Genomic DNA, 14082 nt, shown 5'->3' on the forward strand with positions numbered 1-14082 from the left:
CGCACCCCGCCCGGCGGCCCTCGGGCCACCCGCGTAGCCCACCTCCCAGGTCAGTGCGCCTACGCGGTGCGGCGTCCGCCGCACCGCGTAGGGCGTGCCGGCGCACGGGCCACTACGGCTCCAACGCCTCGCGGGCCAGCTCCGCGGCGCCGATCAGGCCCGCCTCGTTGCCCAGCGCCGCCGGGACCACGCGCGCGGCCGGGCGGTAGCCCCGTCCCGTCAGGTTGCGCTCGAACGCGGTGCGCGCCGGACCGAGCAGCAGCTCACCGGACTCCGACACCCCTCCCCCGATGATGAACAGCTCCGGGTCGAACGCCGCCGCCAGGTTCGCCAGGCCGCTGCCCAGCCACGTCCCGACCTCCTCCAGGATCTCCACGCACGCCCGGTCGCCCTTGCTCGCCAGCTCGCTGACCAGCGGGCCCGTGATCTGCGCCGCGTCGCCGCCGACGGCCTGGTGCAGGACCCGCGCGACAGGCGACTCCGCGCGCACCAGTTCACGGGCCTCACGCGTCACCGCGTTCCCACTGGCGTACTGCTCCCAGCAACCCCGGTTGCCGCACTCGCACCGGTGCCCGCCCGGCACCACCGTCATGTGCCCGAACTCACCCGCGATGCCGTAGCGGCCCCGGTGCAGCCGGCCGCCGACGACGACGGCTCCGCCGATCCCGGTGCCCAGGTTGACCACCACGACGTCGTCCACGCCCTGTCCCGCCCCGGAGCGCACCTCCGCCCAGGCGGCGGCGTTGGCGTCGTTCTCCACCACGACCGGCAGGCCGAGCCGGTCGGCGAGCGCGTCGCGCAGCGGCTCCCTGCGCCACGACAGATGCGGCGCGAAGAGGACGTTGGCGCGCTGCTCGTCCACGAACCCCGCGGCGCCCACCCCCACGGCGGCCACGGCGAACTCCCGCGTCAGCTCGCGCACGACCCCGACGATCGTGTCCTCGACCACCGCCGGGCTCTTGCTCCGCTCGGGCGTCTCGGTCCGCAGGCGGGCCAGCACATGCCCCCCGGCCGTGACCACACCGGCGGCCACCTTCGTTCCGCCGATGTCCACCCCGATCGTCAGGGCGTCCCCACTCCGTGACTCCGTCATCCCGCTCCACCCCTGTGCCCGACACACGATGACCGGGGGCCGCTGTCACGGCCCCCGGTCAGCACAACACCCTCACGCGCCCGTCTGTGCCCTCGGGGCGTGTGCTCCGCGGACCCGCACCCCGTCTCGCGGCGGGCGGCGACCACGGAACGCGCCCTACCCGAGCGCCGACCGCACCGCGTCCGCGAGCCGTTCGGCGATCGCCCCGGCCTGCTCCTGCTCCTGGGCCTCGACCATGACGCGTACCTTCGGCTCGGTCCCGCTCGGGCGGAGCAGCACACGGCCGGTCCCGCCCAGCTCGGCCTCGGCCGCGCGCACGGCGGCGGCCAGCTCCGCGGACTCGTGGGTCCGGGACTTGTCCACCCCGGACACGTTGACCAGCACCTGCGGCAGCCGGGTCATCACCTTGGCCAGCTCCGCCAGGCCCAGCTGGCGCCGGGCCATCGCCGCGAGCAGGTGCAGGCCGCACAGGAGCCCGTCACCGGTGGTGGCGTGGTCGAGCAGGATCACGTGGCCGGACTGCTCGCCGCCGAGGTTGAACCCGCCGCGCTTCATCTCCTCCAGCACGTAGCGGTCGCCCACCGCGGTCTCCGCGACGGCGATGCCCTCCCGCTCCATCGCCAGCTTCAGTCCCAGGTTGGACATGACCGTCACGACCAGGGTGTCCTCGGACAGACGCCCGGCCTCCTTGGCCTCCACGGCCAGGATCGCGAGGATGTGGTCACCGTCGACCACCCGGCCCTCCGCGTCCACGGCGAGGCAGCGGTCGGCGTCGCCGTCGTTGGCGATGCCGGCGTCCGCGCCGTGCGTCAGGACCGCCTCCCTGAGCGCGTCCAGGTGCGTGGAGCCGCAGCCCTCGTTGATGTTCCGCCCGTCCGGCCGGTCACCGATCGTGATGACCTCGGCCCCCGCGCGGCGCAGCGCCTCGGGCGCCACGGTCGAGGAGGCCCCGTTGGCGCAGTCCACGACGACCCTCAGCCCGTCCAGGCGGTACGGCAGCGACGTCAGCACGTGCTCGACGTAGCGCTCCACGCCGTCGGCGGCGTCGGTGACCCGGCCGACGTCGTCGCCCACGGACGGGGTGGACGGCACGCCGAGCATGCCCTCGATCTCGTCCTCCAGCGCGTCCTCCAGCTTCTGGCCGCCGCGCGCGAAGAACTTGATCCCGTTGTCGGGGGCGGGGTTGTGGCTCGCGGAGAGCATGACGCCGAAGTCGGCGTCCAGCTCACCGGTCAGGAACGCGACGGCGGGGGTCGGCAGGACGCCGACCCGGACCACGTCGACGCCGGTGCTCGCCAGCCCGGCGACCACGGCCGCCTCCAGGAACTCGCCCGAGGCCCGCGGGTCCCGGCCGACGACCGCCAGGGGACGCCGCCCCTCGGTGCGCTCGGCCAGCACGCGGGCAGCCGCGATGGACAGGTCCAGGGCCAGCGAGGCGGTCAGGTCCCGACCGGCGACGCCCCGTACACCATCTGTTCCGAACAGCCGTGCCACAGGCCACAGCCCCTTTCGAGAACGGCGCCGCGTCCGGCGCCGGAGGAGAAGATCGTCGTGGCGAAGTCGCCACCGGATGAACGAAAAACCCGTACGCCGCCCCCGACTCGGGGACGACGCACGGGTGGAGACTCAGCCGAGCGAACGCCGGCGCATGAGCACTAGCGCTTGGAGAACTGGGGAGCCTTGCGCGCCTTCTTGAGACCGGCCTTCTTCCGCTCCACCTCGCGGGAGTCACGGGTGAGGAAGCCGGCCTTCTTCAGGGTCGGGCGGTTGTTCTCCGGGTCCAGGGACGCGAGCGCACGGGCGATGCCGTGGCGCAGCGCGCCGGCCTGGCCGCTGGTGCCGCCGCCGTCCAGACGGGCGAAGACGTCGTAGGCGCCGTCGAACCCGAGGGAGACGAACGGCTCCTTGATGGTCTGCTGGTGGACCTTGTCCGGGAAGTACACCTCGAGGGGCTTCCCGTTGACCTTCCACTCACCAGAGCCGGGGATGATGCGGACACGGGCGACGGCCTGCTTACGGCGACCGGTGCCGGCGCTGGGGCCGGACGCGGTGGGGACGTAGGCGGCGGTCGTCTCCTCGGACTCGGTGGTGTACTCGGAGGGGAACTCCTCCGGGTTCTCCGCGTAGTCCTGGGCGACGTCTTCGATGCCGGTGGGCTCGGACACGGTTCTCCTCGTGCTTCTTGTAAAGTCTCGCGAACGCCTAGGCGGGCTGCTCGATCTTGCTGATTTCGAACGGCACCGGCTGCTGGGCCTGGTGCGGGTGCTCCGGCCCGGCGTACACCTTGAGCTTCTTGGCCATCTGGCGGCCGAGCGAGCCCTTGGGCAGCATCCCCTTGACGGCCTTCTCGATGGCCCGCTCGGGGTTCTTCTCCAGCAGGTCCGCGTACGCGACGGAACGCAGACCGCCGGGGTAGCCGGAGTGCCGGTAGGCACGCTTCTGAGCCAGCTTGTTGCCGGTCAGGGCGACCTTCTCGGCGTTCACGACGATCACGAAGTCGCCGGTGTCGATGTGGGGCGCGTAGTACGGCTTGTGCTTGCCCCGGAGGAGCGTGGCAACCTGGCTCGCCATACGCCCGAGCACGAGATCGGTGGCGTCGACGACATGCCACTGACGCTGAACATCGCTTGGTTTGGGGCTGTATGTGCGCACGATCGTTTGCCTTCGCTCTTCAGTCGGCTGCCCCATCCCTTACGGGGATGGCGGACTCGTATTACGAAACGCCGCCGCGGGTGCGGGGCGTTACTTGGCCGGATGTCCCATGCCAATGAGGACGATCCGGAGGTGAGTGCGCAGACGATGGTGCGTGGATCGGCACCCGACTTCTCGAGTCTGGGGCCCACGGCAACTCAACGCACAACGACGGAATATCCTACCCGGCCGCCATGCGCAGGTCAAAGCCAGCGGTGGGGCGACCCGGCAAGACCACGCCTGGCGGGAAAGCGCCGGCACGGGGTCACATCCGTGACCTCTCCGCCTTTTATTATGCCTGTCGCCGGGAGTGCTTCGTCCTGCCCCCGCCCCCGTGTTGGTTACGCTTGCACCGAAAGGCCGTTCCCCGCCCGCGCCGACGGGCGTGGACGCGAATCGTGGAGACGCCCGTCACGGTGCCCCGCGCAGGGACCCGGCGGCCGTCCAGTCCCCCCTCTGAGCCTTCGGAGACACCCATCAGTACGCACCCGAACCAGCCGCAGCCCGGCCCCGACGGGTATCCCACCGGCCAGGAGAGCGGTGACGGACAGGACCTGCTCGGCTCCGGCCCGGCCCGGCCCGACGGTCAGCATCCCACATACCCCGCCCCGCCGGCGCACGGCGCGCCGGGACGGCACATGCCGCCTCCGCCCCACCCCGACGCCTACAGCCAGCCGCAGCCTCCCGCCCCCCAGGGCCCGTTCCCGGGTTCGGGCGGCCAGCAGAGCATGGGACATCTCACCCCCGGCGGCCCGAACCAGCCGCCGCGGGCCCCCTCCGGCCCCCAGAGCGCGTTCCCGGCCCTACCCCCCGGCCAGCAGGGCCCGGCGGAGCAGGCGGGCCCGATCGGACAGCACGGGCAGCCGGAGCCGTGGGCGCGGCCCGGGCACCCCGGACAGCGGGGAGCCCAGGGACAGGCGGGGCAGGCGGGCCCGCTCGGGCAGCAGGGACCGGCGGGGCCGACAGGATTCCCGGGGCAGGCCGGCCAGGTGGGACCGCAGGGTCTGACGGCAGGCCAGGGGCAGCCGGGGCAGTCCGGCCAGCAGGATGGCGGCCGCCCCGGGCAGTACGGGCCGGGCGCTCTCGGCCAGGCGGCGCCGCGGGGCCCGGAGGGTCCCGGCGGACAACCGGGTCCGCCGGGACCACCGGGTCCGCCTGGACAACCGGGGCACCCGGGGCGGGACGGCCAGCCGGGCCCCCAGGAGGCGGGAGGAATCCAGGGGCAGCCGGGGTTCCCCGGACAGCAGGGGCGCCCCGGCCCGCAGGCTCCAGGACAACCGCCGACGGGCTTCCCTGGCGGCCCCTCGGACGGCCAGCCCGCCATGGGTCCCCAGGCCGGTCTCCCCGCCGGACCGCCGCGCGGAGCGCCCATCGGCCCTCCGCCGTACGCTCAGCAGCCCGCGTTCCCGGTCGACGCCTCGGGCCCCACACAGCACATGCGGGCGGTTCCCGCCGCTCCCGGCCGCCGGGCCGACCGCCCCCTCTACCGCGACGAGGTCCCCGGCGACGCCGGCGCCGACACCGCCCAGTTCGACCTCCAGGACTTCGACGACTACGACGGCTACGCGGACCAGGGTCCGAGCCCCTCCCGCCGCTCCGGCGGCAGGACCCGGATCCTCCTCATCGCGGGCTTCGCCGCACTCCTCGTCCTCGCGGGCGGCGGCGCGTTCCTCTTCGCGCGTGCCGGCTCCGAGTCCGACGGCTCCTCCGGGGGCGGCGGCCAGGCCCCCGACACCCCGCTGTCCGCGGAGTCCCTGTTCCCGGAGACCGTCGACATCGAGGGCGCGGGCGCCTTCACCCGCGTCACGACGGACGGCACCGAGGAGTGCGCCACCGCCGCCCACGGCGGCTACGGCCAGGTCCTCGCCGATCAGGACTGCGCGCAGGTCGTCCGAGCGACCTACCTCAACGAGGACGAGACGCGCGCCGTCACGGTCGGCGTCGCCGCCCTCGGCACCGAGGACCAGGCCGTCACCGCGCAGGAGGGCCAGGACCTGGTCGGCGCCGACTGGTTCGCGGGGCTCGCGGGCGAGGAGGGGACGAGCGCCGAGCGCCTCGGCTACTCCGGCGGCCACGCCAGCAGCGGCCAGTGGAGCAACTTCCTGGTCTTCTCGCTGGCCGCCAACAGCGACGGCACCAACGCCCAGGAGGACTCGGAGGTCGCCACCGAACTCCAGGCGATCGGCGAGGGCTTCCTCGACGAGGCCTTCGCCAGCCTCACCGACGGCTGACCCAGCACACGCGTGAGGGCGTCCGGCGCCGCGCCGGACGCCCTCACGCGTCTCCGTCGGCTCAGTCCCGGTGCCCCGGGCAGGGCAGTTCACGCACCCTGCGCGTGGCCGACGCGCGCTCGGCCAGCTCCTCGTCCGCCGGGTAGCGCACCTCCTCCAGACTGAGCCCCTGCGGGCCCACCACGTGCACCGACGAGTCGCGCACAGCGGCGCCCAACACCTCTCCCGGCCACGTGACCCCCCGGCGGCCGTCCCCGACCGCCAGGAGCGCGCCCACGAGCGCGCGGACCATGTTGTGGCAGAAGGCGTCCGCCTGGACGGTTCCGCGCAGCAGGTACTCGTCCGTGCGCTCCCACTCCAGCCGCAGCAGCTCCCGGATCGTGGTGGCGCCCTCCCGCCTCCGGCAGAACGCCGCGAAGTCGTGCTCGCCCACGAGCCGCGCGGCCGCCTCGTTCATCCGGTCCGCGTCCAACGGGCTCCGGTGCCAGAGCACGTGCCGCCGCAGCAGCGGGTCGACGCCGTAGGGGGCGTCGCTCACCAGGTAGGCGTACCGCCGGAACAGCGGCGAGAAGCGCGCGTCGAACCCCGGCGGCGCCACCCGCACCCCGGTCACCCGCACGTCCCTGGGCAGCACACCGGCCAGTCGGCGCGCCACGCGTTCCCCCTCGCTCTCCCAGGTGGCCGCCGGGACGTCCGCCTGGGCCACCTGCCCCCGCGCGTGCACTCCGGCGTCGGTGCGCCCCGCGCAGGTCAGCGACACCGCGGGCAGTCTCAGCACCCGCGCCAGCGCCGACTCCAGCTCACCCTGCACCGTGCGCCGACCGGGCTGCGTCGCCCACCCGGAGAAGTCCGTGCCGTCGTAGGCGATGTCCAACCGGAGCCGGACCACCGTGTCGTTCTCGTCCATCGCTCCCATCCCGGAAAACACGAGTGCCCGACCCCACGGGGATCGGGCACTCGGCGGACGGTCGGCGGCGGGCCCTCGCCCGAACACGCCGTGACCGCCCTACTTGCTCTCGGAGCTCTCCTCGGCGGGAGTCTCGGCGGTCTCCTCCGCGGGAGCCTCGGCCGGGGCCTCGGTGGCCTCGGCGGCGGGGGCCGCGGCCGGGGCGGCCGGAGCCGCGAGCGCCTCGACCAGCTCGATGACCGCCATCGGGGCGTTGTCGCCCTTGCGCGGACCGATCTTGGTGATGCGCGTGTAACCGCCGGGGCGGTTCTCGTAGCGCGGACCGATCTCGGTGAACAGCTCGTGCACGACCGACTTGTCCGTGATCTTGGTCAGGACCTGGCGGCGGGCGTGCAGGTCACCGCGCTTGCCGAGGGTGATGAGCTTCTCGGCGTAGGGGCGCAGGCGCTTGGCCTTGGCCTCGGTGGTGCGGACACGGCCGTGCTGGAACAGCGCGGTGGCGAGGTTCGCCAGGATGTGCCGCTCGTGAGCGGGCCCGGAACCCAGACGGGCGCCCTTGGTAGGCGTGGGCATGGTGTCGTTCTCCTAGTGATGCGGTCCGCGGCCGCACTCGGCCGGGGACCATGTGGGCGACGAAGGTCGGTTAGTACTGCTCCGTCTCGACGAAGGACTGGCCCTCGTCGTCATCGGAGCCGTAGGAGTCGGCCGCGGCACCGGGGTCGAATCCGGGCGGGGAGTCCTTCAGGGACAGGCCCATGTCGACGAGCTTCTGCTTGACCTCGTCGATGGACTTGGCACCGAAGTTGCGGATGTCCAACAGGTCCTGCTCGGAGCGGGCAACCAGCTCGCCAACGCTGTGGATGCCCTCACGCTTGAGGCAGTTGTAGGACCGGACCGTCAGGTTGAGGTCCTCGATCGGCAGCGCCAGGTCCGCCGCGAGGGCGGCGTCCGTCGGCGACGGGCCCATGTCGATGCCCTCGGCGTCGACGTTGAGCTCACGCGCCAGACCGAACAGCTCGACCAGGGTCTTGCCCGCGCTGGCGACCGCGTCACGGGGACGGATGGCCGGCTTGGTCTCGATGTCGACGATCAGGCGGTCGAAGTCGGTGCGCTGCTCGACACGGGTGGCCTCGACCTTGTACGTCACACGCAGCACGGGCGAGTAGATGGAGTCGATCGGGATGCGGCCGATCTCCTGGCCCGCCTGCTTGTTCTGCGTCGCGGAGACGTAGCCGCGGCCGCGCTCGACCGTCAGCTCCATCTCCAGCTTGCCCTTGCCGTTGAGCGTGGCGATGTGCAGGTCGGGGTTGTGCACCTCGACACCGGCCGGCGGAGCGATGTCCGCGGCGGTCACCACACCCGGGCCCTGCTTGCGCAGGTACATCAGCACCGGCTCGTCGTGCTCGGAGCTGACGACCAGGCCCTTGAGGTTGAGGATCATCTCGGTGACGTCCTCCTTGACACCGGGCACGGTGGTGAACTCGTGCTCGACGCCCTCGATGCGGATGCTGGTGACAGCCGCGCCGGGGATGGAGGACAGCAGGGTGCGACGAAGCGAGTTGCCGATGGTGTAGCCGAAGCCCGGCTCCAGCGGCTCGATGACGAACTTCGAACGCAGGTCCGAGACGGCTTCCTCGGTCAACGTGGGACGCTGTGCGATCAACATGGTCCGTGTCTTCCCTTCCACATGGCCGACCGCTATTTGACGGCCATCGGACGGACACCGCCCTGACGGCGGTGTCCACTACTCGGATTCCTACCCAGCCCGCGCGGCCCCGAAGGGACCACGCGGGCCGAGCGCCGCGAACGCGTCCGCGCGGTAGGAGGCGCGGCGCGACGGCCGGGGGTCAGACCCGGCGGCGCTTGGGCGGACGGCAGCCGTTGTGCGGCACCGGGGTGACGTCCTGGATGGAGCCCACCTCGAGGCCGGTCGCGGTGAGCGAACGGATGGCGGTCTCCCGGCCGGAACCCGGGCCCTTCACGAAGACGTCCACCTTGCGGACGCCGTGCTCCTGGGCACGGCGCGCGGCGGCCTCGGCGGCCATCTGCGCGGCGTACGGGGTCGACTTACGCGAACCCTTGAAGCCCACCTGTCCGGAGCTGGCCCACGAGATCACGGCACCGGTCGGGTCGGTGATGCTCACGATCGTGTTGTTGAACGTGCTCTTGATGTGAGCGTGTCCGTGGACAATGTTCTTCTTTTCCTTGCGGCGCACCTTGCGCGCGGCACCCTGCTGACGGCCCTTAGGCGGCATGAGCGAAACTCCCAGAGATCATCGGTCCGTGTGTCTCGGACGCGGTCGACAGTCCGAGCGGACTACTTCTTACCGGCCTTCTTCTTACCGGCCACGGTCTTCTTCTTGCCCTTGCGGGTACGGGCGTTCGTCTGCGTGCGCTGACCGCGGACCGGGAGGCCACGACGGTGCCGGATGCCCTGGTAGCTGCCGATCTCCATCTTGCGACGGATGTCGGCCTGGACCTCACGACGCAGGTCGCCCTCGACCTGGTAGTTGGCGTCGATCCACTCGCGCAGCTTGACCAGGTCCTCTTCGGACAGGTTGTAGACGCGCGTGTCTCCGTCGACACCGGTGTTCTTCAGCGTTTCGAGCGCGCGGGTGCGGCCGACCCCGAAGACGTACGTGAGAGCGATCTCCACCCGCTTGTCGCGGGGGAGGTCAACGCCGGCGATACGTGCCATGTGGGCGAGACTCCATCCAATGTGTGTGCGGAGGTCTGACCCGTTCCACCCTCCCGTCGCCCAATCGACGAGGCCCCGGCCTCCGACCGGGGGTGGTTCCCGGGCACTCCCGGGAATCGGAACAGGTGTTCGTTCTTGCTGGCCCTGAGGGGAACTCGTCTCCCCGGACGGGCCGTCGCGACGCGGAAGCCGCGGCGAGCGCGGGTGCTAGCCCTGGCGCTGCTTGTGCCGCGGGTCCGAGCAAATGACCATGATCCGGCCGTTACGGCGGATCACGCGGCACTTCGCGCAGATCTTCTTCACGCTCGGCTTGACCTTCATGGTGACTCCGAACTCGATGTCGCCCGCCCTGGGCCCTGCGGCCCCTCGACGGGCTACTTGTAGCGGTAAACGATGCGCCCGCGCGTGAGGTCGTACGGGCTCAGCTCCACGACGACGCGGTCGTCGGGGAGAATGCGGATGTAGTTCATCCGCATCTTGCCGCTGATGTGGGCAAGGACCTGGTGCCCGTTGTCGAGCTCTACCTTGAACATAGCGTTGGGTAGGGACTCGACAACGGAACCCTCGATCTCGATGGCGCCGTCCTTCTTTGCCATGTCCTCCACGCCTCGCTCATCGATTGGTTGATCAGGACAACCCGACGGGTCCCCGTGCGCCTCGCATGACACGACGGCCCCGACGGCGGTGCGCGGAAGCGGGCCGCCGTCGAAGCCAAAGCACACTGGAAGATCGGGTCAACTGCGAGAGCGTACGTCGTCGCGAGGACGGGGCACGGAGAAGGCAGACTGACCCAACAGCCCGCGTATGGGCAGTGTCAGTCTATCGCCTTCGGACAAGTGCTCCTAACCAACGGGCAGAGCAGCCTACACCGTCGGTGCGCCCGACGGAACGGCCGGACCCTCAGGCCGACCCGTCGTCGCCGGCCTGCCAGCGCTGGGCGCCGAGCACGCCGACGGTCACCACGCCCATCACGATCCCCCATGGACCCAGCACCCACAGGAACCAGGGGTAGTCGTTCTGGCCGGTGAGGAACAGGATGAGCCAGATGACGAAGCACAGGACGTTGACACCCGCGTAGAGCATCCACGGCACGAGCAGCGCGGGATCGCGCATGGAGATCCGCGGCGGCGCGGCGAACTCGGCGTCGCGCGGCTGCGCGCCGCCCAGGTCCGCGAGGTCGCGCTCGGGCAGGTCCCGGGTGACCTCGGCCAGCTCACCGACGGTCCGGGCCTTGTACGCCTGTCCCAGGCGTTCGCTGAACTCGTCCTGGTCGAGGCGGCCCTGGGCGAACTGTTCCTGGAGGAGCTGCGCGACGCGGTCGCGTTCGCCGTCGGACGTACGCATGGACGGAACCGGCTCGGACACCGCGCACACCTCGCATCTCCACCCGGCAGGTACCGCGCGCCGCCTCCGGCGCGGAGGCGACTACCAGGTCGGCTGGACGAACCCCATCTCCGCGATTTTATCGCGGTTGGACTCGCGGGCGGTCAGGACGACGGGGCCCTCGGCGGTGATCGCCACCGAGTGCTCGAAGTGCGCGGCGCGCCTGCCGTCCCGGGTGACGACGGTCCAGCCGTCGTCCAGCTGGACCACGTCGTGCCGGCCCAGGGTGGTCATCGGCTCGATGGCCAGGCACATGCCCTCGACGAGGCGCTGTCCCTTGCCCCGGCGACCGTGGTTGAGCACGTGCGGGTCCATGTGCATCTCCGTGCCGATGCCGTGGCCGCCGTACTCGCGGACGTTGCCGTAGCCGCCGTGCTTGGAGATGTGCGCGGCGATCGCGTGGCCGACGTCGCCCAGGCGCTTGCCGGGGCGCAGCTGGGCGATCCCCTGCCACATGGACTCCTCGCAGACCTCCATCATCCGGAGGTCCTCCGGGCGGCCCTCGCCGACCGCGACGGTGATCGCCGAGTCGCCGTGCCAGCCGTCCAGGATCGCGCCGCAGTCGATGGAGATGATGTCGCCCTCGGCCAGGACCCGCTCGGCGCTGGGGATGCCGTGGACGACCTCCTCGTTGACCGAGGCGCAGATGGAGCCGGGGAAACCGTGGTAGCCCTTGAACGAAGGGACGGCCCCCGCGTCGCGGATCACCTTCTCCGCGACCGAGTCCAGCTCCAGGGTGGACACTCCGGGCCGCACCGCGGCCCGGAGGGTGTCCAGGGCGCGGGCCACGACCTGGCCCGCCGCCCTCATCTTGGCGATCTGTTCCGGCGTCTTGATCTGCACGTCCGGCTCCGCCTTACGGAACATCAGGCGCCGGCCTTTCGCGCCTTCTCCTCGATGGCGGCCTTGGCGCGGGCCGTCACGTCCTCCACGGCGCCCGCCGCGGCGATCGTGGCCAGCAGCCCCTCGGACTCGTAGAACTCGACGAGCGGAGCGGTCTGCTCACGGTAGACCTTGAGGCGGTGACGGATCGTCTCCTCGCGGTCGTCCTCGCGCTGGTACAGCGCGGCGCCCTCGGTGTCGCAGCGCCCCGCCGACTTCGGCGCGTCGTACTCCACGTGGTACACCCGGCCGCACTCGGGGCAGGACCGACGGCCCGAGAGCCGCTTGACGACCTCGTCCTCGTCGACCCTCAGCTCCAACACCACGTCCAGGGTCGTGTCGAGCTCCCCGAGCATCTCCCGGAGCTTCTCGGCCTGGGGGACGTTGCGCGGGAAACCGTCGAGCAGGAAGCCCGGGGCCGCGTCGTCCTGAGCCAGGCGGTCCTTGACCATGGCGTTCGTGACCTCGTCGGGGACGAGGTCGCCGCGGTCCATGTACTCCTTGGCCTTCTTGCCCAGTTCGGTGCCGCCGCTGACGTTCGCCCGGAAGATGTCGCCCGTGGACACCTTGGGGACCGACAACTCGGCCGCGAGGATCTGGGCCTGGGTGCCCTTACCGGCCCCAGGGGGTCCCACCAATACTGCACGCATTTATCGCAGAAAACCTTCGTAGTTCCTCTGCTGGAGGTGACTCTCGATCTGCTTCACCGTGTCCAGCCCGACACCGACCATGATCAGGATGCTCGTACCGCCGAAGGGGAAGTTCATCGAGGCGCCGGTGGCGCCCAGAGCCACCATCGGCAGGAGAGCGATCACGCCCAGGTACAGGGAGCCGGGTGTCGTCAGCCGCTTCAACACGTGGTCGAGGTACTCGGCCGTCGGACGCCCCGGTCGGATACCCGGGATGAACCCACCGTACTTCTTCATGTTGTCGGCCACCTCAACGGGGTTGAAGGTAATGGCCACGTAGAAGAACGCGAAGCCGACGATCATGAGGAAGAACGTGACCATGTACACAGGGTGCGTACCGGTGAGGAAGTAGGTCTGGAGCGTCGCGATCACGACGTTGTCCGACTCCGGGCCCACGAGGTTCACGATCATCTGCGGCAGGAACAGCATCGACGAGGCGAAGATCACCGGGATGATGCCCGCCTGGTTGACCTTCAGCGGGATGTACGTCGAACTGCCGCCGTACATCCGGCGGCCCACCATCCGCTTGGCGTACTGCACCGGGATGCGCCGCTGCGCCTGCTCGATGAAGACCACGGCGGTGACCAGGGCGAGGCCCGCGATGCAGATGATGGTGAAGACCCAGACCGAGCGCTCCTCGTACATGCCCATGATCGAGGCCGGGAACATGGCGACGACGGTGGTGAAGATCAGGAGCGACATGCCGTTGCCGACGCCGCGTTCGGTGATGAGCTCACCGAACCACATGACCAGCGCGGTACCGGCGGTCATGACGAAGACCATGGTGACCAGGGTGATGATGTCCTGGTTGGGCATGTACGCCTGGACCGGGATCACGCCCTGGAAGAGCAGGTCCGTACGGGCCATGGCCACGATGCTGGTCGACTGCAGGACCGCGAGCATCAGGGTGAGGTAGCGGGTGTACTGCGTGATCTTCGCCTGGCCTGCCTGGCCCTCCTTCTTGAGGGACTCCAGGCGGGGGATGACCACCGTCAGCAGGTTGATGATGATGCTCGCGGTGATGTAGGGCATGACCCCGAGCGCGAACACCGCCAGTTGCAGCAGAGCGCCACCACTGAACAGGTTGACGAGCGCGTACACGCCGGTTTCGTCCCCGGCCCGCAGCGCCTCCATCTGGTCCCGGATCGCCGCCGAGTTGATACCCGGCGCGGGAATGACCGACCCCAGACGGAACAGCGTCAGGATGAACAGTGTGAACAGCAACTTGTTGCGCAGATCGGGCGTGCGGAATGCACGGACGAACGCACCTAGCACGTCTCCTCCTGCGCGATTTCGGCGGCGGAACGGGTTCCAGACATCGCGGCCGATCCTGAATCGTCGTTGATCGTCAGCACGGGGCACGCGCCCGGTGCTCGGAAGTATTCACATTACGTCAAGTGGGGGGCTCGAACAGATGGCACTGTAACAGTCATCACGCGCCGACGGCGGACCGACCGTCATAACGATCGCCGCTCGCAACGCGCGAGGGCGCCCGCCGACGGGTCTGT

At 70.7% G+C, this 14082-nt stretch carries 17 protein-coding genes; 1 reads left to right on the forward strand and 16 read right to left on the reverse strand.

The genetic code is table 11. The annotated features are described in order from the left end of the window. Positions 1-112 precede the first annotated feature (112 nt). From ACIBFB_RS17855 to ACIBFB_RS17875, 5 genes are all read right to left on the reverse strand, one after another. Complete coding sequence (locus ACIBFB_RS17855) at positions 113-1093, reverse strand: ROK family glucokinase (protein ID WP_397231391.1); 981 nt, start codon at positions 1091-1093, stop codon at positions 113-115. A 156-nt stretch (positions 1094-1249) separates the two neighbouring features. Then, positions 1250-2587: a phosphoglucosamine mutase gene (gene glmM, locus ACIBFB_RS17860; protein WP_397231393.1), complete on the reverse strand. Its 1338-nt coding sequence runs from the start codon at positions 2585-2587 to the stop codon at positions 1250-1252. A gap of 161 nt (positions 2588-2748) precedes the next feature. Then, positions 2749-3258, reverse strand: a complete 510-nt coding sequence (gene rpsI, locus ACIBFB_RS17865; protein WP_397231395.1) for a 30S ribosomal protein S9 — start codon at positions 3256-3258, stop codon at positions 2749-2751. A 37-nt stretch (positions 3259-3295) separates the two neighbouring features. Next, positions 3296-3745 carry a 50S ribosomal protein L13 gene (rplM, locus tag ACIBFB_RS17870; protein WP_358565357.1) on the reverse strand — a complete coding sequence of 150 codons (450 nt, stop codon included), beginning with the start codon at positions 3743-3745 and terminating at the stop codon, positions 3296-3298. Between the two features lie 842 nt (positions 3746-4587). Continuing rightward, complete coding sequence (locus tag ACIBFB_RS17875; protein WP_397231398.1) at positions 4588-5061, reverse strand: hypothetical protein; 474 nt, start codon at positions 5059-5061, stop codon at positions 4588-4590. A gap of 159 nt (positions 5062-5220) precedes the next feature. Between ACIBFB_RS17875 and ACIBFB_RS17880 the strand changes: the two genes are divergently transcribed. After that, positions 5221-6015, forward strand: coding sequence for a hypothetical protein (locus ACIBFB_RS17880; protein WP_397231400.1), 795 nt, complete (start codon positions 5221-5223; stop codon positions 6013-6015). A 61-nt stretch (positions 6016-6076) separates the two neighbouring features. Here ACIBFB_RS17880 and truA read toward each other — a convergent pair whose 3' ends face one another. The 11 genes from truA to secY form a co-directional block, all read right to left on the reverse strand. Beyond that, positions 6077-6922, reverse strand: a complete 846-nt coding sequence (gene truA, locus ACIBFB_RS17885) for a tRNA pseudouridine(38-40) synthase TruA (RefSeq protein WP_397231402.1) — start codon at positions 6920-6922, stop codon at positions 6077-6079. A gap of 99 nt (positions 6923-7021) precedes the next feature. Further along, positions 7022-7495, reverse strand: a complete 474-nt coding sequence (gene rplQ, locus ACIBFB_RS17890; protein WP_397231404.1) for a 50S ribosomal protein L17 — start codon at positions 7493-7495, stop codon at positions 7022-7024. Positions 7496-7565: 70 nt separating this feature from the next. Continuing rightward, positions 7566-8588: a DNA-directed RNA polymerase subunit alpha gene (locus tag ACIBFB_RS17895; protein ID WP_075928290.1), complete on the reverse strand. Its 1023-nt coding sequence runs from the start codon at positions 8586-8588 to the stop codon at positions 7566-7568. 181 nt (positions 8589-8769) lie between these two features. Continuing rightward, positions 8770-9177 (reverse strand): 30S ribosomal protein S11, encoded by a 408-nt coding sequence (gene rpsK, locus ACIBFB_RS17900; protein WP_017598561.1) that lies wholly within the window; start codon positions 9175-9177, stop codon positions 8770-8772. A gap of 62 nt (positions 9178-9239) precedes the next feature. Next, entirely contained in the window at positions 9240-9620 is a 381-nt protein-coding gene (gene rpsM / locus ACIBFB_RS17905) for a 30S ribosomal protein S13 (RefSeq protein WP_075928291.1), read from the reverse strand. Positions 9621-9827: 207 nt separating this feature from the next. Continuing rightward, positions 9828-9941, reverse strand: coding sequence for a 50S ribosomal protein L36 (rpmJ, locus tag ACIBFB_RS17910; RefSeq protein WP_013156136.1), 114 nt, complete (start codon positions 9939-9941; stop codon positions 9828-9830). Between the two features lie 53 nt (positions 9942-9994). Beyond that, positions 9995-10216, reverse strand: coding sequence for a translation initiation factor IF-1 (gene infA / locus ACIBFB_RS17915; protein WP_013156135.1), 222 nt, complete (start codon positions 10214-10216; stop codon positions 9995-9997). A 304-nt stretch (positions 10217-10520) separates the two neighbouring features. Next, positions 10521-10985: a DUF1707 domain-containing protein gene (locus ACIBFB_RS17920; protein WP_397231409.1), complete on the reverse strand. Its 465-nt coding sequence runs from the start codon at positions 10983-10985 to the stop codon at positions 10521-10523. A gap of 60 nt (positions 10986-11045) precedes the next feature. Next, on the reverse strand, positions 11046-11870 hold the full coding sequence (gene map, locus ACIBFB_RS17925) for a type I methionyl aminopeptidase (RefSeq protein WP_397231411.1): 825 nt from the start codon (positions 11868-11870) through the stop codon (positions 11046-11048). After that, entirely contained in the window at positions 11870-12535 is a 666-nt protein-coding gene (locus ACIBFB_RS17930; protein ID WP_397231413.1) for an adenylate kinase, read from the reverse strand. Before ACIBFB_RS17930 ends, map begins: the two co-directional genes overlap by 1 nt. Further along, positions 12536-13849 (reverse strand): preprotein translocase subunit SecY, encoded by a 1314-nt coding sequence (secY, locus tag ACIBFB_RS17935; protein WP_397231415.1) that lies wholly within the window; start codon positions 13847-13849, stop codon positions 12536-12538. Between the last annotated feature and the right edge of the window lie 233 nt (positions 13850-14082).

This window comes from Nocardiopsis sp. NPDC050513 (genome assembly GCF_044457925.1).
Lineage (GTDB): Bacteria > Actinomycetota > Actinomycetes > Streptosporangiales > Streptosporangiaceae > Nocardiopsis.